19 protein-coding genes are annotated in these 22662 nt (G+C 34.7%); 16 read left to right on the forward strand and 3 right to left on the reverse strand.

Translation table 11 applies throughout. The features are described 5' to 3' along the window. Positions 1 to 63 precede the first annotated feature (63 nt). Positions 64 to 1179 carry an ABC transporter ATP-binding protein gene (locus NYE52_RS06995; protein ID WP_341192412.1) on the reverse strand — a complete coding sequence of 372 codons (1116 nt, stop codon included), beginning with the start codon at positions 1177 to 1179 and terminating at the stop codon, positions 64 to 66. A 367-nt stretch (positions 1180 to 1546) separates the two neighbouring features. Here NYE52_RS06995 and NYE52_RS07000 point away from each other — a divergent pair, with 367 nt between their 5' ends. Continuing rightward, positions 1547 to 3484: a glycoside hydrolase family 127 protein gene (locus tag NYE52_RS07000; RefSeq protein ID WP_341192413.1), complete on the forward strand. Its 1938-nt coding sequence runs from the start codon at positions 1547 to 1549 to the stop codon at positions 3482 to 3484. A gap of 99 nt (positions 3485 to 3583) precedes the next feature. Here the strand turns inward: NYE52_RS07000 and NYE52_RS07005 are convergent, their stop codons facing one another. Continuing rightward, complete coding sequence (locus NYE52_RS07005; protein WP_341192414.1) at positions 3584 to 4822, reverse strand: helix-turn-helix domain-containing protein; 1239 nt, start codon at positions 4820 to 4822, stop codon at positions 3584 to 3586. A gap of 229 nt (positions 4823 to 5051) precedes the next feature. Here NYE52_RS07005 and NYE52_RS07010 point away from each other — a divergent pair, with 229 nt between their 5' ends. The 15 genes from NYE52_RS07010 to NYE52_RS07080 all read left to right on the forward strand — a co-directional run bounded on the left by NYE52_RS07010 (position 5052) and on the right by NYE52_RS07080 (position 21275). After that, entirely contained in the window at positions 5052 to 6365 is a 1314-nt protein-coding gene (locus NYE52_RS07010; RefSeq protein ID WP_341192415.1) for an ABC transporter substrate-binding protein, read from the forward strand. Positions 6366 to 6439: 74 nt separating this feature from the next. Further along, entirely contained in the window at positions 6440 to 7357 is a 918-nt protein-coding gene (locus tag NYE52_RS07015) for a carbohydrate ABC transporter permease (protein ID WP_341192416.1), read from the forward strand. Continuing rightward, positions 7357 to 8184, forward strand: a complete 828-nt coding sequence (locus NYE52_RS07020) for a carbohydrate ABC transporter permease (protein ID WP_341192417.1) — start codon at positions 7357 to 7359, stop codon at positions 8182 to 8184. The genes NYE52_RS07015 and NYE52_RS07020 overlap by 1 nt, the downstream gene beginning before the upstream one ends. A 24-nt stretch (positions 8185 to 8208) precedes the next feature. Then, positions 8209 to 10248: a beta-galactosidase gene (locus NYE52_RS07025; protein WP_341192418.1), complete on the forward strand. Its 2040-nt coding sequence runs from the start codon at positions 8209 to 8211 to the stop codon at positions 10246 to 10248. A 335-nt stretch (positions 10249 to 10583) separates the two neighbouring features. Beyond that, positions 10584 to 11555, forward strand: coding sequence for a LacI family DNA-binding transcriptional regulator (locus NYE52_RS07030; protein ID WP_341192419.1), 972 nt, complete (start codon positions 10584 to 10586; stop codon positions 11553 to 11555). A gap of 132 nt (positions 11556 to 11687) precedes the next feature. Next, entirely contained in the window at positions 11688 to 12965 is a 1278-nt protein-coding gene (locus NYE52_RS07035) for an ABC transporter substrate-binding protein (protein ID WP_341192420.1), read from the forward strand. A gap of 62 nt (positions 12966 to 13027) precedes the next feature. Further along, positions 13028 to 13903 carry a carbohydrate ABC transporter permease gene (locus NYE52_RS07040; RefSeq protein WP_341192421.1) on the forward strand — a complete coding sequence of 292 codons (876 nt, stop codon included), beginning with the start codon at positions 13028 to 13030 and terminating at the stop codon, positions 13901 to 13903. Beyond that, a complete protein-coding gene (locus NYE52_RS07045) occupies positions 13903 to 14745 on the forward strand; it encodes a carbohydrate ABC transporter permease (protein ID WP_341192422.1) in 843 nt (280 codons plus the stop codon). Before NYE52_RS07040 ends, NYE52_RS07045 begins: the two co-directional genes overlap by 1 nt. A 25-nt stretch (positions 14746 to 14770) precedes the next feature. Next, the gene (locus tag NYE52_RS07050) at positions 14771 to 16252 is read left to right on the forward strand and encodes a glycoside hydrolase family 32 protein (RefSeq protein ID WP_341192423.1); all 1482 of its coding nucleotides are present in this window, start codon (positions 14771 to 14773) and stop codon (positions 16250 to 16252) included. A 3-nt stretch (positions 16253 to 16255) separates the two neighbouring features. After that, on the forward strand, positions 16256 to 17218 hold the full coding sequence (locus NYE52_RS07055; protein ID WP_341192424.1) for a carbohydrate kinase family protein: 963 nt from the start codon (positions 16256 to 16258) through the stop codon (positions 17216 to 17218). 267 nt (positions 17219 to 17485) lie between these two features. After that, positions 17486 to 18853 carry a 23S rRNA (uracil(1939)-C(5))-methyltransferase RlmD gene (rlmD, locus tag NYE52_RS07060; protein WP_445669140.1) on the forward strand — a complete coding sequence of 456 codons (1368 nt, stop codon included), beginning with the start codon at positions 17486 to 17488 and terminating at the stop codon, positions 18851 to 18853. Between the two features lie 269 nt (positions 18854 to 19122). Next, positions 19123 to 19656, forward strand: a complete 534-nt coding sequence (locus tag NYE52_RS07065) for a cell wall hydrolase (protein WP_341192426.1) — start codon at positions 19123 to 19125, stop codon at positions 19654 to 19656. 180 nt (positions 19657 to 19836) lie between these two features. Next, complete coding sequence (locus NYE52_RS07070; RefSeq protein WP_341192427.1) at positions 19837 to 20376, forward strand: hypothetical protein; 540 nt, start codon at positions 19837 to 19839, stop codon at positions 20374 to 20376. A gap of 43 nt (positions 20377 to 20419) precedes the next feature. After that, a complete protein-coding gene (locus NYE52_RS07075) occupies positions 20420 to 20776 on the forward strand; it encodes a hypothetical protein (protein ID WP_341192428.1) in 357 nt (118 codons plus the stop codon). Between the two features lie 16 nt (positions 20777 to 20792). After that, positions 20793 to 21275, forward strand: coding sequence for a DUF4825 domain-containing protein (locus NYE52_RS07080; RefSeq protein WP_341192429.1), 483 nt, complete (start codon positions 20793 to 20795; stop codon positions 21273 to 21275). A 503-nt stretch (positions 21276 to 21778) separates the two neighbouring features. Here NYE52_RS07080 and NYE52_RS07085 read toward each other — a convergent pair. Then, positions 21779 to 22546 carry an IclR family transcriptional regulator gene (locus tag NYE52_RS07085; RefSeq protein ID WP_341192430.1) on the reverse strand — a complete coding sequence of 256 codons (768 nt, stop codon included), beginning with the start codon at positions 22544 to 22546 and terminating at the stop codon, positions 21779 to 21781. Between the last annotated feature and the right edge of the window lie 116 nt (positions 22547 to 22662).

The following is a 22662-nucleotide window of genomic DNA, read 5'->3' on the forward strand; positions in this document are numbered from 1 at the left end:
CAACGGTTGATAAAGACATCAATTGTCTCTGTGATTATATTAGGAATGGTTCAAACCCCCTTTTTATTCTCCAATTTGATCGGCTATATACTCAACAAGGCTAGCGCGATTGACAATCCCGATAATTTTAGAATCCTCATCAATTACTGGAATAAAGCCGTAATTGGATTCACTAACAAGCTGAAAAGCCATTTCTGTTGGATCCTCTATTTTAAGTGTTGGTACATTTGTATCCATTATATCTTTTAAGGTTAATGCTTCTTCATTATAGTGTTTTTGCACATCCCAAACGGATGCTATTCCTAGAAAGGTTTTGGCATTGTCTAAGACGACAAGACTATCAACCCGTTTTCTTCTCATTAATTTTAATGATTCAGCAAGACCACGGGATTGGCTTGCCGTAACAGGGGGAATCATTAGCTTTTTTAATGGTGGTAAGGAAATATTTTCTTGCAATCGGTCTTCGCCAATAAAGCTTCGGACAAATGCATTGGCTGGTCTCCGTAAAATGTTTTCTGGACTATCGATTTGAACAATTTCGCCATCCTTCATAATACAAATGCGATCTGCAATTTTTAGCGCTTCATCCATATCATGTGTAACGAAGACAATTGTTTTTTGAATTTCCTGCTGTAATCGAACTAATTCATCCTGAAGCTGCTCTCGACTGATAGGGTCCAAGGCGCTGAATGGTTCATCCATCAGTATTATTTTCGGCTCAGCAGCAAGTGCCCTGATAACACCAATTCTTTGTTGCTGTCCACCACTTAATTCAGTAGGATAGCGATCACCGAAAATTTCTGGATCAAGTCCAACCATGTTCATTAATTCATTGATTTTGTCCATGTATTGTTCTTTTTTCCATTTTTGGAGTCGAGGAACGAGTGATACGTTTTCTTTAATCGTCATATGGGGTAACAAACCTATTTGCTGGATGACATAGCCAATAGTTCTGCGGAGTTTGACTGGATCCTCAGTGGATATATCTTTTCCCTCGATGGTAATTGTGCCACTCGAAGGTTCTATGAGTCGATTGATCATCCTCATAGTTGTTGTTTTACCAGAACCACTTGGTCCAATGAGCACAAGCAATTCCCCTTCATTCACTTGAAATGTAATGTTTTTAAGTGCTTTAAATCCATCTTGAAACGTTTTAGTTACTTCATTAAATTGGATCAATTTCTACGAACACCTCCAGACTTTTCTATAAAACTAATTACCCTATTTTGCTAACTAACTAACCTCCTTTTTTAAAAATGTATATTACAGTCATTAACTAGTGTATCACTATTTTTTGAAAAATGGGACCAAAAAGGGAAAGTTATGGGAAGTGGAAAAAGAATTTTCTTGAAAATAGAAGGTGTAGAAGCTGCTGAATCTTATATTGAAGCATGGAAATAATAGCAATAATTATTTAATAATAATATTGTAATTTTATTTCATATGAATCTCAGAAGCTCCTAGTTCTCTATTATTACATTGACCAATAAGCTATAGAGTGATCCTTTTTAATAAATAAAAAAATAGGAAAAAGGGGAATAAAGGAATGAAAAAAACAAAAGAAACCATCACAAATAAAGTGAAAATCAATGACAATTTCTGGGGACGCTATTTGGAAGTTGTACGAAACCATGTTATCCCTTACCAATGGGAAGCATTAAATGATCGATTACCAGATGCCTCACCAAGTCATGCGATTGAGAATTTTCGAATTGCAGCAGGGGAATCAACGGATGAATATTATGGAATGGTGTTTCAAGACAGTGATCTTGCTAAATGGTTGGAAGCAGTTGCTTATAGCTTAGAGAATGAGCCTAATGCTGAATTAGAGAAAACAGCTGATGAAGTAATTGCTTTGATGGGAAGAGCGCAACAGGAAGATGGCTATTTAAATACTTATTATATAGTTAATGAGCCGAATAACCGATGGACAAATATTCGCGATAATCACGAATTGTATTGTGCAGGACATTTAATAGAAGCAGCAGTCGCTTATTATCAAGTGACGGGTAAGAAGCAGTTCCTAGATATCATGTGTAAATATGCGGATTATATTGACAGCGTTTTCGGACCAGAAGAGGATAAATTAAAGGGATATCCTGGCCATCAGGAGATTGAATTAGCTTTAGTGAAATTATTTGATGTTACAGGTAATCAGAAATACTTACATTTAAGTAAATATTTTATTGATGAACGAGGAAAACAGCCTCATTATTTTGATATAGAAAAAAAGAAAAGAAAGGATACAAAGCCATTTTGGTTTAATGATGATTATGCTTATCATCAGGCACATAAACCAGTAAGAGAGCAAAAAGAAGCTGTTGGTCATGCGGTAAGGGCTACATATATGTATACAGCGATGACAGATCTTGCGGTAAAAACACAAGATGAATCACTAAAAAAAGCATGTGAAGAACTTTGGAATAATGTAACACAAAAGCAAATGTATATAACTGGTGGGATAGGCTCCATGGAATTTGGAGAAGCATTCTCCTTTAATTATGATCTGCCGAATGATTTGTCTTATACAGAGACTTGTGCTTCGATTGCTTTAGTTTTTTGGGCTAATCGTATGTTACAGCTAGATGTGAATAATAAGTATGCCGATGTAATGGAACTAGCTCTTTATAATGGAACGATTAGTGGGATGGATTTAGACGGCAAGAAATTCTTTTATGTAAATCCATTAGAAGTTTTACCAGAAGCGTGTGAGAAGAGAAAGGATAAAAAGCATGTGAAATCCGTTCGTCAAAAATGGTTTGGATGTGCATGCTGTCCGCCAAATTTAGCTAGATTAATAGCATCAATTGGTCACTATATCTATTCTCAAAAAGAGAAGGAAGTATTTGTACATTTATATATGGGAAATGAGACAACCGTTCAATTAGAAAATACTAAAGTAAAGCTTACCCAACAAACGAACTATCCTTGGGATGGGGATGTCTCTATGATTGTTTCTCCTGAGAGAGAAGAAAACTTTACGGTGGCATTACGAATTCCAGGCTGGGCAAAAGGTACGGTGATGAAAGTGAATGGGGAGATAATCGATCATATTCCATTAATGAAAAATGGTTATGTTTATTTAAATCGTAAATGGCAAGAAAATGATCATATTGAATTGACTTTCCCAATGGTGGTGGAGAGAATTCAATCGAATCCACAAGTACGTCATAATGTTGGAAAAGTTGCTCTTCAGCGCGGTCCAGTAGTGTATTGTTTAGAGCAAGTAGACAATGGAGAAAATCTACATGGTGTTATTTTACCGAGAAATGCAGAATTAAAAGCAAATTATGATTCTGAATTACTTGAAGGAGTGGTGTCCATTACAGGGGATGCCGAACGTATAGACCAAGCAAACTGGAATGATTCCTTGTATCGTCCAGTAGAAGACAAATCAACATCTGTCCAAATAAAAGCAATCCCATATTATGCATGGTGCAACCGGGAGCCAGGTGAAATGATCGTTTGGGTTAATGAGAAATGATAGGAGGCATTAATAAAAATAGATAGTAAGTTGAATTTGAATCTATTAGGGCTTGTCCAAACGCAGTAATCTGCTGTTGGAAAGCCCTCTTTCTAATTGCTATAAAAAATTAACCATATTCTTCCTAAATTGCTTAGGAGTAACCCCGGTATATTTTTTAAATACTTTAGTGAAATAGCTCTGATCAGTAAAATTTAATAGGGCATGAATATCAGATAAGGAGTGTTCAGCGAAAGTCATTAGCTTTTTTGCTTCCTCAATTTTCGTTTGCTGTATATATTCACTAATGGGAATCCCCACTTCTTTTTTAAATAAATTAGATAGGTATTTTGGACTGATAGATAAATGTTCTGCGATGGATTGTAATGTTAGAGGTTCATAAATATGTTTATAAATATAGTTTCTACATTGGAAGATTGGCCTTGAATAATTATTCCTTTTTGTTTTTGCTACTCTATCTGCAAACTCATATAAAGTATTTTCTGTAAATAAATGAAGGTCCTTAATATCTTGCAGTTCTTCCAAGTCTTGAATAAAACGGTCACCTAAAGTATAAGCAATCTCAGGATGAAGTCCCCCTGTAATGGCTGCGCGGGTGGCAAGTGTAATGATGGCAATCGATAAGTTTTTTTGATTTCTTACCTCGTTTTTTTTGGAAAGTTTGCCAAAATCAAAAGAACTGTTTTCCTTAAAGGCTTTCCAATAGGCAAGAAGATTTTCCTTTTGTCCATCTATAATAAATTGATAGATTTTCTTTTCAGCAATAGGATCATGGTGAAAAGAGGAGTTTTGATGTATTTCTAACATATATTTATCTGCAAGCTTTTCATCGATTACATGATGATGCAGTGGCGTTCTTGGATGGATAATATCTTTATCATAAATCTTTTTATTGAATAAAAAGTAGAAGAGTTTGCAAACTTGTTCTAATTTCCCAGAATTTATTACAGGAAGCGAATAATAATAATCACTTAATGAATCTTCCATCTCTTTTTGTCCAAATGTAGTAATTAAGTCATCTATTAGCACTTTCGACGGCCGATTAGTGAGAAAGGGACCTAATATAATGGTTCCTATGTTGACAATAGGAATAATGGATGCGATTTCATAAAAAGGCGTGCCTTTTATGCTGGGATGATGATTTTTCTTTTCATCACTATGTACGAATTGTTTAGCAAAAGATTGATAAGAGGGATAAAGAGGATTGAATAATTCAGATGGTACCATCTCCTTCATTAAGTTTCCTTCCTTATCAACTATATTAATAGAGATATTTAATATATCTTTCATTAAGTTACATACATACTCCAAATTCTTCATATTTAGACGATTTTCCACTAGATTCTCCTCCGTTAAATTGAATGTTGTCAAAATTTAGAGAGTGATAAGGTAGTTAAAATACCAAAATGATAGAAATATTACCATAATCATGCTCCGTATCGTTATATACTTGGACTACGAAAGTAAGCGCTTACTATTAATCGTGGATTTTCTTCATTGTTCATTCTTAAGTATATAAGCAGATTAATAGTTTGTGAAAAAATTTTCTTTAAGGGAGTGGACTTTTATGAGAAAAATGTATGGCTTTATTTTATTATTCCTATTCACTATTGTGTTAGGAGCTTGTAGTAATAGCTCATCATCGAGTACGGAAGACTTAACAATTCCAGATAATCCAGAAGATGTAAAAGGCGATGTGACTGTTTGGGCTTGGGCATTAGAAGCAAATTATTTAGAAAAGGATGTATTACCAGCATTTAATGAGAAATATCCTAATGTAAATGTAAAAGTAGAGCATATCGGTGTCGATCAAGTATACCAAAAAGTTAGTGCAGGCCTTTCAGCAGGCGGGAGCGGCTTACCTGATGTAGTACAAGTGGAAAATAACCGGATTCATTCGTTTACAGATGATTTTCCTGATGCATTTACGAATTTAAGCTCTCTTGGCTTTGATAAACATGAAAATGAATTCTCTAAATCAAAAATAGATGGGTTAAAGGATAAGGATGGAAATATAATTGCAGCTCCAAGGGATTTAGGACCAGTTGGTGTTATCTATCGGACAGATATTTTTGAGGAAGCAGGGGTGGATCCAGCGAGTATTCAGACATGGGATGATTATATTGAAGCAGGGAAAAAGGTTGTTGCCCATACTGGAAAGGCATTTTTAGGAACAGATGGCGATGGTCTTCTAAGAATCATGCTTCAACAACAAGGCAGCTATTATTTTACAGAGGATGATAAATTAGATCTTACTTCTGATGCAGCGAAAAAGGCAGTTGATATTTTACAAAAGATGAAAGATGCAGGGTTAATTATCTATACGAATAACTGGGATGGGCAAGTAGCAGCAATGAAAAATGGAGAGGTTGCAACACAGCCTGGTGCTGTTTGGTGGAGTGGCACAATGATCGAACAAATGCCTGAACTGTCCGGAAAATGGGGGATGTTCCAATTGCCTGCTGTTGAAGAAGGGGGAGTAAGAGCTTCTAATGATGGGGGATCTGCATTAGCGATTCCAAGTAAATCTGAAAATAAAGTGGCTGCATATGTATTTGCAGAATTTGCCTCAACAGATGTAGATTCCCAAATTAAGGCGCTTACGAATAGAGGATTATTCCCTGCTCTATTATCTGCATATGAAGAGCCTGTTTTCAGCGAAGAACAAGAATATTTTAATAACCAAACATTCTTTAAAGATTTTGCTGATACAGTAACCGATATTCCTTCCGTAAACCATAGCAGTGCAGAATTAGAGCTTAGATCCATCATGACTAGTCAAATGGAAGCGTTTTTACTTGAAGATAAGCCAGCAGCGCAAATATTGGAAGATGGAAAAAAACAGGCTGAGCAGCAAACAGGATTAGAATCGACCAATTAAGATTAGTTTGGAAAAAGAATAAGAGGCTAGTTTTAGAAAATAGAACTAGCCTCTATATAAGGAGGGGAAGAAGTATGTCGGATAATAAAATGCTGGAAACAGGAACGAATCCTATAACCATAAAGAAGAAAAAACAGTTTATCACCCCTAAGACTGTTCCATATATTTTTGTTGGTCCTGCGCTTTTGTTGTTTATTGCTTTTACTGTTTATCCTATTATTGCTTCTTTTCTATTAAGCTTTCAAACAAAGGTTGCAGGTGTTTATACATTCTCAGGATTTGCAAATTATACGCGGCTTTTCAGTGATCCGCTCTTTTATAAAGCGCTTGGGAACACATTTATTATTTTAATCGTACAGGTTCCTATTATGTTATTTCTGGCTGTTATTTTAGCCAGTGTATTGAACTCTGGATTGCTAAGAATGAAAGGTTTTTACCGAGTAGCTTTTTTTACACCTGCTGTTACTTCATTAGTTGCAGCCTCTATCATCTTTGTATTATTACTGAATACAGATTACGGATTAATTAATTATGTATTAACTTCAATGGGACTAGAGAAGGTTCGTTGGTTGACAGATCCTTTCTGGGCGAAGGTTTCTCTTATTCTCGTAACAACATGGAGATGGACTGGTTATAACATGGTTATCTTATTAGCTGGCTTACAAAACATCCCCAATAGTTTGTATGAAGCAGCAAGCATTGATGGTGCTAGTACAATAAAGAAATTCTTTTATATCACGATTCCACAGTTGAAACCGGTATTATTATTTACGTTTGTTATGTCGACAATTGGATCTTTCCAATTATTTGATGAGCCGTACAACTTAACTAATGGTGGTCCAAATAATGCGACGATAACGATTACTTACTATCTTTATAATCAAGGTTTCAGTTTCTTTAATTTTGGCTATGCATCTGCCATTGCTTATGTAATTGTACTCTTTATCGCAGTTCTATCATGGATTCAATTTAAGGTGGTGAGGAATGACTAATGGCAAAACAGAAACGTATTCAAAAAATATTTATGCATCTTTTTTTACTAATTGGTGTTGTCATTTCTATTGGTCCTTTTTACTGGATGGTTGTAGGTGCAACCAATCCTTCTGGTGATGTGTTGGCATTTCCACCTAAGTTGATTCCAGGTAATTATTTGATGGAGAACTTAAGAAATTTAAGTAATTCCATTGATATAGTAAAAGCGGTAACTAATTCATCTGTCATTGCGATTATTTTTGTGGTAGTAAGTTTATTCATTTGCTCCGCAGCAGGTTATGCTTTTGCAAAGTTTAAATTTAAAGGAAGTAACCTCATTTTTGCCTCTTTTTTATTGGCGATGATGATTCCATATCAGGCTACAATTATTCCGCTATTTCAAATCTTTGGGGCGATAGATTGGATTAATACGTATCAAGCGATTATATTGCCGCAAATATGTTATCCATTTGCTATCTTTCTGATTAGGCAAAATATGCAAGGGATACCAGATTCCTTAATAGAAGCAGCAAGAATTGATGGAGCAGGAGAATTTTTTATCTTTTTCAAAATAGCTTTGCCAACAATGAAGCCTGCCTTGGCAGCTGTTGGGATTTTCCTTTTTACCCATCAATGGAATAATTTTATGTGGCCATTAATAGTGATGACGACACAGGAGAATTATACCTTGCCAGTAGCTTTATCCACTTTAGCTGGTCTTAATTCTATTGATTACGGGCAGTTAATGTTAGGGACAGCTATTTCAGTAATACCAGTAATGGCCGTTTTTCTTATCCTGCAAAAGCACTTTATTTCTGGGATTTTAGGCGGCTCGATAAAAGAATAATTTGTATAGATAGGAGATTAAATAATGACAAAAAAATGGACAGCAGAAAAACTTACACTCGGTGTATGTTATTATCCAGAGCATTGGCCAGAGGAACTGTGGGAAGATGATTTTCAAAGAATGAAGGATTTAGGTTTTACTTATGTTCGTATGGGAGAATTTGCGTGGACGATATTTGAGCCAGAAGAAGGTGTATATTCCTTTGATTTATTTGATCGGGCAATTGAAAAGGCTCATAAATTAGGCTTGAAAACAGTGCTTGGGACTCCGACAGCTACACCACCAGCATGGCTCACATATAAATATCCTGATGTGTTGAATGTGTCTCAATCAGGTATTCCGTACCAGCATGGCGCCCGTCGACATTATAATTATAATTCGGATAACTACAGAAGACTTAGTTCTGCTATTGTTACAGAAATGGCAAAGCATTATAGCAATAATCCAGGAGTTGTCGGTTGGCAGATTGATAATGAATTAAACTGTGAAATAGATATTTTTTATTCAGAGGCAGATCATCTTGCTTTTAGAAAATGGGCGAAAGAAAAATATCAGACGTTAGATCGATTAAATGAGGCGTGGGGAACTGTTTTTTGGAATCAGACATATACCAGCTGGGATCAAGTCTATTTAACTCGTACAACGGTTCCAAATTCACCGAATCCTCATCATATGTTAGATGAAAAGAGGTTCATTTCGGATAGCGCTATTTCCTTTGCAAAAATGCAAGGGGACATCATTCGAACATATACTTCTAGTCAATGGGTAACTACAAATGGAATGTTCAAACATTTAGATAATCATAAATTAACAAATGAAGTGTTAGATTTCTATGCTTATGATTCTTATCCTAATTTTGGAAGAGTGCTAGAAGATAACAGTGAGAAGCCTCTGCGTGATAGAAAATGGAGCTGGAACTTAAGTGTAGTCCGCAGCATTTCGTCCAATTTTGCTATCTTTGAACAACAATCAGGTCCAGGAGGATGGGTAACACGACTAGAACAGCCGTCTCCTAATCCTGGGCAACTGCGCCTTTGGACCTATCAATCCATTGCTCATGGTGCAGATTTAGTCATGTATTTCCGCTGGAGAACAGCAACAAAAGGAACAGAAATATATTGGCATGGGATTAATGACTATCATAATTTGCCCAACCGCCGTATAAAAGAAGTGGAGCAAGTAAGCAAGGAAATACAACGAATTGGAGAGAAGGTAGTAGGAGCAAATTATCAGGCAGAGATAGCAATTATCACCAATTATGATAATGAGTGGGACGCAGAATTTGATAAGTGGTCTGGACCTTTTACTTCCATTAGCAAAGATGCATGGTTTAAAGCACTCCAGTATAATCATGTTCCTGTAGATGCTTATAATTTAAATAGAAACTCAAATGTGGCGGAGTTAAAAAAATACAAAGTACTCGTGTATCCACATGCAGCGATTGTGTCCGAACAAACTGCAGATTTGCTGAAAGAGTATGTAAAGCAAGGAGGGAAATTAATATTAGGCTGCCGAACTGGCTTTAAGGATGAGACTGGTCAAACTTATATGAAAGTATTCCCAGGTTATTTAGCAGAGCTTACTGGTATTACGGTAGAGGATTTTACAAAGGAAGCACCGTTTGAAGCTACTCCGAAGGTAATGTATAAAGAAAAAGCAGAGATCAAAACATCTGATTTTTATGAGGCTTTGAAAGTAGAGGCAGACAATGCTGAAGTAATTGGGAAGTTTACAGATTGCTATTTTGAAGGAAAGCCTAGCCTTGTTAAGCGTCAATATGGAGAGGGTACTTGTTATTATTTTGGTGGTGTTTTTACTATCGAGCTTGCTGAAAAACTAATCGAAGAAACACAAATAAATGACTATAAAAATAAATTTGATTTACCTGAAAGTGTGGAGTTATCCATTCGCAAGAAAGAAGGGAAGGAATTTGTTTTCTTATTGAATTATTCTCATGAGCCGCAAGATATTGATGTAAAGCAAGAGATGACAGATATTTTAACAGGAGAGAAGGTTTATCAGAAGGTAAGGATGAAGGCTTATGATGTGTTAGTATTGGAATGAGATAAGGAAAATATAATTATCTATAGAAGAGTATGTGTTGAATAGTTATCCACATACTCTTTTGTTTTTGGTATTAGATGATTTTTTAGAAACACTTTCATAAGTTGAATAGATATAATGATACTTCTCTATATGAAACGAATAAAGAGGATAGTATCATGATTATTACCGCGGACGCAATTTAAATGATGTTATTATTGCTCTTCTAATTAAACTATTTCCATATTATTTGCCGGCTTTTAATTATATGATAAGATAATAATAACGTTTACATAAAATAGTAATTAGTATTACTATTTTGTTTTTGCAAAATTAATGAATAGGAGAAGTTTAATGTGAAGCCGAAAATTTCTGATGTTGCAAGGGTGGCTGGTGTTTCGCCAACAACTGTTTCAAGAGTATTAAATAATAGAGGTTATATTGGAGAAGAGACTAGAAAAAAAGTACAAGAAGCAATGGAAGAATTGAATTATTTTCCTAACGATATTGCAAGATCATTGTTTATAAAAAAAACCTATTTAATAGGAGTAATTTTCCCAACAACGAGTAATCCATTTTATGGTCAGCTTATTTTTCATTTGGAAAATTACGCTAATTCTTTGGGTTATAAAATTTTATTATGTAATAGCCAAGGACGGGAGGATAAAGAGAAAAGTTATTTACATATGCTTCAGCGCAATCAAGTTGATGGAATAATAGCAGGTGCACATAACCGAGGGATAGAAGAATATGATATACCCAATCTGCCAGTTGTAGGATTTGACCGTTATCTTTCTAAAAATACACCTGTTGTCTCTAGCGATAATTACGATGGTGGTCGAAAAGCAACGCAATTATTAATAAATAAAAAATGTAATCATATTATTCATATTAATGGTCCCAGTGATTTAGAGACTCCAGCTAATCTAAGAAGAAAAGCTTATGAAGAAGTAATGAAGGAACATGGACGTAATCCAATAACATATGAGACTCTAGGCGATAATGAAGCAACTATTAATAAATTATTTGAAGAACATCCTGAAGTCGATGGAATTTTTGCAAGTGATGATTTGATTGCTGCAACTGTGTTAAGAGTAGCAAAGAAGAGAAACCGAAAAATTCCTTATGATTTAAAGGTTATTGGCTATGACGGGACAGATACAACCAAGGTACTATTGCCTGAATTGAGTACGATTGCTCAGCCTATTAAAGACATTGCTGAAACATGTGTAGATTTATTAATCAAGCAAATTGATGGAAAATGGGATGAAAAGGAACAACAGACAATATTACCAGTAAAATTAATAGAAAGTGAAACAACAACCTAGTTAGCTAGTAAAGAAAAAATAAAAAAATATTTTTTTTTAAATAATATGTCATCCGGTTGACATATGAAACCGGATGACATATACTCTTTTTGTAAGCAGTTACATTATCCGAGATGGGGAGGAACGATAATAATGAGAAAGATATGGATATTAGTTGTCTGTGCAATAATAACTTCTTTAATTATTGCAGGATGTAGCCAGAAAGGATCAAGTAACGATGATGCTGTCTCAGTATGGGTACATACCTCTAATGAAACTCCAGAAGGCAAAGCGATGCAAAAAATCATTGATCAATTCAATGAAAAATACAAAGGAGAGTATGAGGCAAGGATTGAGTTTATTCCGAGAAGCGGAAGTGGAGGAGGATATGAAGATAAAATAAACGCAGCTTTAACTACAAATACTCTACCTGACGTATTGACATTAGATGGTCCTAATACAGCTGCTTATGCTGAGGCTGGAATGATTGCTCCTATTGATGAATATTTGACAAACAAAGATGACTTACTGCCAAGTATTATTCAACAAGGTACGTATGATGGAAAAATGTATGCGGTGGGTTACTCTGAATCTGGAGTAGGTGTTTTTTATAATAAGCAAATGCTGAAAGATGCAGGAGTGGATCTTACGACTTTACCAACAGTTGAAAACCCATGGGATTGGAATCAATTTATAGACTTAAATGAAAAGTTGGTTAAGAAATTCGATCGACCAGTAATAGATATGGGCTTTAATGATAAAAGTGAATGGTTAATGTATGCGTTTACGCCATTTTTATGGTCACAGGGTGGAAATATTGTTTCCGAGGATGGAGCAACTGCAAATGGTGTGTTTAATAATGAAAATGCTGTTAAAACAATGACGTTTATCCAAGATATGATAAAAAAAGGATACAGTACCATCTCACCAGTTGATAAGGGTTTCAACACTGGTGAATATGCATTAAAGTTTGGCGGATCATGGACCATTGCTGAAATGGAAGAATACCCAGATGTAGAGTATGGAATTATGCCATACCCAACATCACCAGATACGAATAAACTAGTCTCCCCATCTGGAAGCTGGCAGTATGCCATGAGCGCTACATCTGATAAAAAAGAAGCAGCAGGGACGTTAATAGATTTTATGACTTCGACAGAATCTTTAACAGAGATTACCTTGGCAAATAGCGTATTGCCAGCTGCGTATTCTGTCATAGAAGAAGTTAAAGATAAAGTTTCTGATGAAATGAACATCTTAATAGAGCAAAATGCAGCTTCTGCTCATGCACGCCCGGTATTACCAGAGTATCCACAAGTAAGTCGGATTTTCCAACAGACTGTTAGCGATGTAACTTATTATGAAGAAAATGCAAATATCGAAAAATTATTAGATGATAAAGTGATGCAAATAGATAAGGTATTGAAATAAGTAAGGATATACCGGCTTAGAGAATTTCTTTAAGCCGGAATATTTATAAGGAGTTAAAAACGATGAATTCAACTAAAAAGGAGAGCTTAGCTGCCTACGGATTTTTAGCACCAGCATTACTATTATTAGGACTTTTTCTGGTTATACCGGCCTTATTAGCAATCTACTACGCCTTTACGGATTATTATCTTCTAACACCAGATAAGAGGCAATTTGTTGGGCTTGCTAATTTTATTGAGATTTTTAAAGATACTATTTTTCTGCAGAGTTTAAAGAATATTGTTGTTTTTGTATTATGTGTTATACCTGTGCAAGTAGGAGCAGCACTTGGTTTAGCACTACTAATTAATAAGCAGAGAAGAGGAAATATATTTTTTAAAGTAGCTTTTTTCGCTCCAGTAGTTTTATCTTTAGTCGTTATTTCTGTTTTATGGTTGTATTTATTAAATCCTTCAGAAGGTTTAATTAATAGTTTGCTAGTAAACATTGGATTTGATGCCCAGCCATTTTTAAGTAGCCCGAAGCAAGCAATGTACACGATCGTATTTGTTTCAGCATGGCAAGGAGCGGGTTATCAGATGTTAATATTCCTAGCAGGTCTACAAAACATACCTGGAACTGTGTATGAAGCTGCCAAAATTGATGGAGTAAGTAAATGGCAGAATTTCATTTATATTACGATGCCCTTATTAAAACCAACCTCCATCTTAATTATGATCACTACGTTAATTGGGGCTTTTAAATTGATTATTCAACCAATGGTTATGACACAAGGAGGACCAATGAATTCTACTATTACACCAGTCTACTATATCTATCAAACTGGTTTTTCTGATCGGTTAATTGGTTACTCCAGTGCAATGACCGTATTGTTTGGAATTGTTATTGCGATTGTGACGCTCATTCAAAGCAAGCTTACAAAGGAGGAGGATATTTGATGAGCAAATATGGAAGAAAAATTGTAGAGTATGTTTTCTTAATTTTCTTAGCGTGTATCTTTGTCTTTCCTTTGGTTTGGATGATTGTTTCTTCTATGAAACCAGAAGCAAGTATCTATTTGGATATGAATAGCATGAAAGCACTACTTCCATCTTTTAGCCCAAGTGAATGGTTCCAGACATACAATGCTTTATTTTCAAGATTCAATGTCCTTCAATATGTCTGGAATAGTGTTTTCTATGCAGTAATTGTGACGATTGGCTCTATTATTATAAACGGAATGGCTGGATACGCTTTTGCCAAATTTCAATTTAGAGGCAAAAAGTTTCTATTTGGATTGTTACTTGTGTTGTTAATTGTCCCAGCAGAAACCATAATTATTACGCAATTTACTGTAGCCCATGGAATTGGTGTTTTAAATACGAGATTAGCAGTAGTATTACCGATGATGGCAAGTATGTTCTTTATCTATCTTTTTAGAAACTTCTTTATGGCGGTTCCCGATGAAATTATTGAATCTGTTAAATTAGATGGGGCAAATCAATGGACTATTTTCTGGAGAATCATGTTGCCGATGTCCAAACCAGCTATCGCTACTGTAGGAACCTTATCTTTTATTGCTAGTTGGAATGACTATTTATGGCCCTTAATGGTACTAACAGATACAAATAAGTTTCCATTGCAGGTTGCAATTACGAATATAAATACAACAGAGCCTGTATATACAAATCAAGTAATGGCAATACTTACGGTTTCGACGATTCCGTTGATTATCGTTTATATTGTTGCTCAGAAATATATACTTCAAGGACTTGGTGGTTCTGGTACAGGAATAAAATAGGAATAGCATATGAGGGGAGAACAACATGTACACTTTAGAACGTGCGAATAATTATATTGAAAAAAATGATCATCAGGTGAACACTGAATATCGACATAAATATCATATGATGGCACCAATTGGTTGGATTAATGACCCAAATGGGTTTATCTATTATAAAGGCGAATACCATTTGTTTTATCAATATTTTCCGTATAAAGCTGTTTGGGGGCCAATGCATTGGGGCCATGCAGTTAGTAAGGATTTAGTAAGTTGGAAAAATGTTCCAATTGCACTTGCGCCAGATCAAGAATATGACAAGGATGGCTGTTTTTCTGGAACGGCGATTGAAAAAGATGGAAAAATGTATTTGATGTATACAGGACATATTGTAGGAGAAACGCCTGAAAAAAACAGACAAGTACAGTGTTTAGCTGTATCCTCAGATGGGATTGTTTTTGAAAAGGTAGCACAAAACCCAATACTAACGGAAAAGGATCTTCCTGAAAATGCAAAGCCACAGGATTTTAGAGATCCCAAAGTAATAAAAAAAGGTGATTTCTATTATTCATTAATAGCCTCTAAAGCAACTGATGGCGGAGGACAGATTTTACTCTACAAATCAGAGAATCTACTTGATTGGGAGTATGTGTCCGTAATGCTGAAAGGAACGAGTGAAGAAGGGGCAATGTGGGAATGCCCGGATATTTTCGAGTTGGACGGAAAGGATGTTTTAATTATCTCAGTAGAGGGATTGCCTCAAAAAGATAATAATTTCGTTAATACACATTCTGTTCTTAGCTTCATTGGGGAAATGGATTGGAATAATGGCATTTTTCATAGAGAACTAGTGGAAGAACTTGATTACGGTTTAGACTTTTATGCTCCGCAGACAATTGAAGATGATAAGAATAGAAGAATCATGGTCTCTTGGATGCAAATGTGGGGAAGGAATATCCCTACAGAGACAAAGGGACATGGTTGGGCTGGAGCAATGACTTTACCAAGAGAGCTAAAATTAATAAATAATCGTCTCCATCAAAAACCGATTCCAGAAATAAAGAAATATGTAAGTAATTATCAAAAGATTGAATCTGTTTTACTAAAAGATGAGGTAAGAAAATTAGATGAGTTTTCCTGCGAAATAGGTATATTGTCTTTTGAAGCAGATGGAACAAATGGAGAAAAACTTACACTTATATTTAGAAGCAATGAATTAGAAAAAACAGTATTAAGTTATGATTATTGCAGCGGGCATTTGCAACTTGATCGCCAAAAGAGTGGAGTACCTATTATTGGGAAAGAAAAGGAACATCAATACGAAAGAACAATCTATATGGATTCAAAAAATAAGCAATTAAAGGTAGAAATATTTCTCGATAAAGCTTCAATAGAAGTATTTGTTAATGAAGGGGAATATACAATGACGTCTACCATTTATCCTGTAAATAAGGCAGAAAAAGTGATCATACAGGCTGAAGGAGAAATCAGAATAGACAATATGGAAAAATGGGATATTGAGGTTTAAGTGATGAGGAAAATCTATACAATAGGGGAAGCGTTAATTGATTTTGTTCCGCATGAAATAGGTGTTTCCATGGATCAAGTAGAAAGTTTTAAAAAGTCTCCAGGTGGCGCACCAGCGAATGTAGCAGCGGCGATTGCTAAGTTAGGAGGAAGCAGTGCTTTTATCGGACAGGTTGGAGATGACCTGTTTGGGTATTATTTAAAGAGAATTTTAGCACAAAACAATGTGGATGTTACCCATATGTTTCATATAAAAGAAGCCAATACAGCCTTAGCATTTGTAGCACTGAAAGAAAATGGAGAAAGGGAATTCTCTTTCTATCGAAAGCCAAGTGCAGATATGCTTTTAGAAAAAGCATATATAGAAAACATTTCATTTACAGCAGAAGATATTTTACATTTTTGTTCCGTTAGTTTACTAGAGAGTCCAGTGAAGTATGCACACATAGAGGCGATTACAAGTATAAAAAATCAAGGGGGATTAGTAGTATTTGATCCTAATGTAAGAAAAACGCTTTGGGAGGATGAAGCTTCTTATCAAAAGACAATTAATGAATTTATTGATTATGCTGATATATTAAAAGTTAGTGATGATGAAATGTTATTTATTACAGGGAAAGAAACGATAGAAGAGGGAATTCAATATCTCCTTTCTAAACCGATAAGTCTTTTAGTTTTAACTAAAGGTAAAGATGGAGTTGCATTTATAACAAATAAGGAAATAATAGAAGTACCAGGATTTTCTGTAAAATCAATTGATACAACTTGTGCAGGTGATTCTTTTATTGGAGCTTTTTTAAGGCAATTTGCTTTAAAAGATAAAGCAATTAACCAACTGTCTAATGAGGAATGGATAGAAATAGGTCGGTACAGCAATGCTGTCGCTGCAATTGTGACTACGAAAAAAGGAGCAATTATGGCACTACCTAATGAAGAAGAGGTCATGGAATTTATGAGGATTAATTAATAAAGATAGTAAAAAGAAGTATGCCTAATATGGCAGTGCTTCTTTTTTGTTTATATCAGGTTGATAATTTTATTAAATAGACATCAATTACTAATATCTACAAAATAAAAATTATTTTCATATGTATGATTGTCCTTTATACTAGGGAAGTATGTTAAAAATATAATAGCTAGACTAACAATGAAAAATAAATCATTTTAAAATAAATTTGATTAGTGAAATGGTGTAAGGAGGAAAAAGCGTTTGACGACAATTGAAAAAGAAACAATGATTGTAGATATTAAGAATGTGGATGATAAAGGTGCTGGACAGGCTGTTGTTTGGCGCGAAAATGAATTAGGAAACAAGAAGAAATTAAAGCTAACGATTCCGCAAACATTACCTGGTGAAAGAGTAAAGGTAATAGTTGATCAGCCGCAAAGAAGACATAGAAAGGCATTGCCAGAAGAAATTCTTGATGCCCATGCGGAAAGAATTGGACCTGAGTGCCCTCATTTTGAAAAATGTGGCGGTTGTGTATGGCAGCATTGGGAATATAATGGACAATTACAACAAAAAACAAATCATGTGAAACGTGTAATTGAAGAGCAAGGATTTGATTCTAGCTTAGTGAAAGATACAATCGGTATGGACGAGCCTTGGAGATACCGTAATAAAATGGAATTTACATTTGCTACAGACGGTTCTCTTGGTTTACATGAGCAAGGAAACTTTAGAAAGATTATTTCTTTAGAAACTTGTCTTATTGCTGGAAAAGAAATGGTGGAAGCAGCACTTGAAGTAGCAAATTGGGTAAAAGAAAATGAATTAAAAGGCTATAACAAAGATACACATGAAGGGCTTCTTCGTCATTTAATGGTGAGACAGTCTTTTGCTACAGGTGAAATGATGTTGGCTTTATTTGCTACAGAAGCACCAGATGGATCTTTGAAAAATGCAGTGGACATTTTAGTTGCTCGCATTACAGAAAAGTTCCCACAAGTAAAAAGCCTTATGTGGTTAGAAAATACCGATTGGGCAGATCGTACGCAATCCGAGAAAAGTCATACATTAGCCGGCAGAGACTTTATCTATGATGAAATGGATGGCTATCGTTTCCGTGTTTGGTTTGATACATTCTTCCAAACGAACCCAACACAAGCACAAAAATTAGTTGATTTAGCTGTAGAAATGGCTGAACCAAAGAAATCAGAGAATATGATTGATCTTTTCTGTGGTGTTGGTACTTTCTCCCTTCCTTTTGCAAGCAGAGTTGGCAAGCTTGTCGGAATTGAAATTGTCGAAAGCTCGATTGAATCAGCCAAACGCAATGCTGGCGATAATGGCATCGATAATGCGACATTCTTAGCGCAAGATGCAAGAACTGGATTAGCACAAGTTTTAGAAACATTTGGCAGACCAGAGCTATTATTATTAGATCCACCTCGTTCTGGAGCAGGCGGAAAAGTAATGAGACGTATTGGACGATCTCAACCAGAACGAATCGTTTATGTATCTTGTAATCCAGATACATTTGCGACAGACATCAAACAGCTTGAGCCATTTGGCTATACATTAAAAGTAGTTCAACCAGTGGATTTATTCCCACATACAGTTCACGTTGAGTGCTGTGCATTATTAGTTCGTAATAATTAAGAGTGTGAGGCTGATATCAGTATTTGACAGATATCAGCCTTTTTCTTTGATGAGTTGTACTAGTCATTTTAACTTCTCCTAATTACACAATTTTATCCCTGAAATTAGAGGGAACGAACTTATAGGTAAACTTCTAATTGTAAAAATATAGTTATTTATTCCAATTATTCCGGGGGAAATTACATTTTTACCAACAATTATGTAATGAGTTTTGCTTGCAAACCTGTTAGCCTTGTATATGGGCCTGTTAAAACAGGAGGTATACAAAAATGAAACAGTTATTATTTTTAGCAATTACAATTACTATAGTTATTAGTTCTTATATATATATTCCATCCGTTGCTAAAGCAGCAACAACTAATACAGAAGAAACAAAAAATGTATCAACAAGAAAATTTGCTGTTGATAAGAAGGAAAAAGTACAAGCTTCTGATGAATCAGCAAAACTAACGAACAATGAAAAGAATTTACTGGCCCGTCTTGTTCATGCAGAAGCGAAGGGTGAGCCGTATGCTGGTAAAGTGGCAGTAGCTGATGTTGTATTAAATCGTGTGGAAAATAAACAGTTTCCTGATTCAGTAGAAAGTGTAATTTATCAAAAGAATGCCTTTCAACCTGTACAGAACGGTTCTATCCAAAAAAAAGCAGATAAAGAGTCACGTAAAGCAGTAGAAGAAGCGTTGGAAAATGGAAAAGAGAATGAAGAGCTTCTTTATTTTTATAACCCAGATACAGCAACAAGTGATTGGATTTTCTCAAGAAAAGTGGTTAAAGAGATCGGCAATCACGCGTTTTCTATATAATTTATACGTGATAAGAAACTAATATTTCGTTTTGCGAAAATATAAAAATCAATGTAATGAGAGGAGTAATTCATATACGAATGCTCCTCTTTTTCATTTTAAACCCGCTAACAAAAAGGAAAATATTTGAAACTTTATGGCATGCCTATTCGTATGCATTGATAGCAAGGAGGGGTGTCGTTGAAAAGAATGAAATACAAAGCGGTAAGTATTACTTTATTTCCTTTTCTTTTATTATTAATTGGCTGTACAGAAAAAGTAGATAAGAGTACAGATGAATATATACAAACAATAGAAGCTGTATTACATAATACCTTAACAGGTCCAAATGAAAAATTAAAAGAAATACTAGAAAGAAAGGAAGGCAAAGAAAGAACACTTGCTATGGCTGAATACGAGGCAAAACTATATAAAGATTATTTTGCAAATGAAACAGCATACAATGATTTTACTACAAGGTATGGAACACTACTAATGACAGAACCATATAAAAACAAATGCATACTGAAGGTTGAAACGATTGAGTATGAAAGAACACATTCTAAAGAGAATATTTATAATTTTTCCATCCAATTACAGTACCAGAAAGAAGGTAAGGAATCACCAGAAGTGAAAAAAATAACGGGGCAAGCAGATTTAAATGATGAGCATAAAATCGAAAGAATGCTAATCCGCGTAAATGATTTATGGGGCTCCTTTCCAAAATATAAAAGGAAGTAACAGCATCGGAGGTAGATATCGTTGCTTTATATGCCTCTTCAGAATGAAGTATGGATTATTTGGCGAAAAAAAGAGTGAATTTAATTTTTGGGGGGGCATAGTTATAGCTGCTTATCATACTATTTTAATTTCTTTGGTCGTATCAACCTTATTTTCTATTTGGTTATTTAAAAAGAAAGGAAATAAATGGTTAGGTGTTCTAATAGGATTTTGTATTAATACACTACTGTTATCAGTAGCTACGATTATTTTTTATAAGGTTTATAATGTGAAAGAAGTAGAGGGGCTATTTTCAAATTTAGGTATTTTTGTATTTGTTTTTTTTATTCCCATAATTACTTGTATTAACTTTTATATCCTTGAATTTGTAAAAAGCAAAAATATATTGTCAAATAACTAATTTTAAGGAGGAAAATATGAGAAAAACTATTAGAATTTTCTTCTTTTCCTTATTGGTATTACTCTTCTTAAATGGGTGTAATTCAAATGACGTGAATGATGATCTATTTGAATTTAAAGATTCGTTTGTCGGAGATAATAGTGGGATAGGAAACATTGTTAATCAATTACCAAGTAGTGAATATTTTAAGGGGTTTGAACTCCAAACGAAGGAAGAACCTTATGGAATGATTTTAAATTATGAAGGCATAAAAGGCGAAGAAATAGAAAAAAAGTATAAAGAAACGGCAATTTACAATGCTACATTTATATTTGCTTTAGTTCAAAACGCAGAGTGGGTTACGTTTTATTTCGATAACAACGAATATAAAATAACGAAAGAAGATTTACAGAATTGGTATGGGAAAAAATTGAGTGATTTTACGAGTGAAGATGAACTAAGAAAATTAACACAAGAATATTTACAAGATGAAAGTAAAGTAAACGAGTTATTCAAGTAACGGGTTTCCGTGATTGGGAGAACAAAGAATTAAACAAGATGAAGGCTGGGACAAACTAAATAGCCAATCTGTAAAGACGAACAATCTCTAATTTAGTTCTTAAATAAAGGATACTTTTTTATCCTGAATATTCATGATTTTAAATATAGTCAAGTGTAAAAGCTAATTCGTTCCATTACGTTTTTAAAGATTGTTTTTCTAAAAACTAATATCGAAATAGAAAAAAATAATTAATAGGAAAAACGGAGCAGCCTGAATACACGTAGACTCCTATGGGAGCTGCGAGAAAGGTGAGACCCCGGAGGCGAAGCTGAGGAGGCTCACCGCTCGCCCCATGGAAAGCGAAGTGTATTCAGGCTGCGGGCAATACCACCAAATTTACTGAAACAGCCTTTTATAAAATTAACAATAAAAACGAATAATCATATGTAACCATCATATGATTATTCGTTTTTATCTATAACTGGAATACTTATGTCCCAGCCTTTGATGTGCCTAATTTCTTATTTCATCGCAACCCCATACCGCATTTCTTCTGATAACTCTTTTCCGGTCTTTTTCAATAGCTGTATATAGTCATCAAGGATATCATCACTTACTCTTGAAACTAATGTAGAGATGCTAAGTGCGGCTAATATTTGTCCATGCTGATTAATAATTGGTACAGCAATACAGCGGACACCTACTTCGTTTTCTTGGTCATCCACAGCATACTCATTATGACGAACCTTTTCTAATTCAATAAGTAAATCTTCTTTCTTTGTAATAGTTCGGTTTGTAGCCTGTGTAAACAGATAGCCGTCAAGTAGTGAATCGATTATTTCTTGATTTTGATAAGATAACAGTAATTTTCCGATTGCTGTACAATGAAGGGGAATTCTTCGTCCTATCCGTGAATATCGAATCACAGAATTAGCTCCTTCTTCTTTGTCAATATACACACCTGCATTGCCATCTAGAATCCCAAGATGACATGTTTGTCCTGTTTTAAGCGCCAACTCGACAAGATATTTATTGGCTATTTGCCTAATATTTAATGTGTTAATAACTAAATTTCCTCTTTCTACTAGCTTAAAGCCTAAGCGGTATTTTCCGTTTTCTGGATTTTGATCAATATACCTCGATTGTTGAAGCGTCTTTAATAAAGAATGTACAGTACTTTTATGAAGTCCCATTTGTTCACTAATTTCCGTGATTTTTAGTTCTATTGTGTGATCGTTAAATAAATCTAGTATTTGAAGAGCACGTTCCACAGATTGAATGATTGGCATAGTATCTTCTCCGTATTCGTTTTATAATATTTAACTCTTTACTATTATAACAAACATTAAGATGTACTTTTACAATAATATAACCAAATTAAAAAAACAATGAACTTTTAGAAATA

The sequence above is a fragment of the Niallia sp. FSL W8-0635 genome (assembly GCF_038007965.1).
Lineage (GTDB): Bacteria > Bacillota > Bacilli > Bacillales > Cytobacillaceae > Niallia.

Coding starts and splice junctions, on each gene's coding strand:
- NYE52_RS07000 (WP_341192413.1), top strand. CDS start 1,547: ATGAAAAAAACAAAAGAAACCATCACAAATAAAGTGAAAATCAATGAC.
- NYE52_RS07010 (WP_341192415.1), top strand. CDS start 5,052: ATGAGAAAAATGTATGGCTTTATTTTATTATTCCTATTCACTATTGTG.
- NYE52_RS07015 (WP_341192416.1), top strand. CDS start 6,440: ATGTCGGATAATAAAATGCTGGAAACAGGAACGAATCCTATAACCATA.
- NYE52_RS07020 (WP_341192417.1), top strand. CDS start 7,357: ATGGCAAAACAGAAACGTATTCAAAAAATATTTATGCATCTTTTTTTA.
- NYE52_RS07025 (WP_341192418.1), top strand. CDS start 8,209: ATGACAAAAAAATGGACAGCAGAAAAACTTACACTCGGTGTATGTTAT.
- NYE52_RS07035 (WP_341192420.1), top strand. CDS start 11,688: ATGAGAAAGATATGGATATTAGTTGTCTGTGCAATAATAACTTCTTTA.
- NYE52_RS07040 (WP_341192421.1), top strand. CDS start 13,028: ATGAATTCAACTAAAAAGGAGAGCTTAGCTGCCTACGGATTTTTAGCA.
- NYE52_RS07045 (WP_341192422.1), top strand. CDS start 13,903: ATGAGCAAATATGGAAGAAAAATTGTAGAGTATGTTTTCTTAATTTTC.
- NYE52_RS07050 (WP_341192423.1), top strand. CDS start 14,771: ATGTACACTTTAGAACGTGCGAATAATTATATTGAAAAAAATGATCAT.
- NYE52_RS07055 (WP_341192424.1), top strand. CDS start 16,256: ATGAGGAAAATCTATACAATAGGGGAAGCGTTAATTGATTTTGTTCCG.
- rlmD (WP_445669140.1), top strand. CDS start 17,486: ATGATTGTAGATATTAAGAATGTGGATGATAAAGGTGCTGGACAGGCT.
- NYE52_RS07065 (WP_341192426.1), top strand. CDS start 19,123: ATGAAACAGTTATTATTTTTAGCAATTACAATTACTATAGTTATTAGT.
- NYE52_RS07075 (WP_341192428.1), top strand. CDS start 20,420: ATGAAGTATGGATTATTTGGCGAAAAAAAGAGTGAATTTAATTTTTGG.
- NYE52_RS07080 (WP_341192429.1), top strand. CDS start 20,793: ATGAGAAAAACTATTAGAATTTTCTTCTTTTCCTTATTGGTATTACTC.
- NYE52_RS07085 (WP_341192430.1), bottom strand. CDS start 22,546: ATGCCAATCATTCAATCTGTGGAACGTGCTCTTCAAATACTAGATTTA.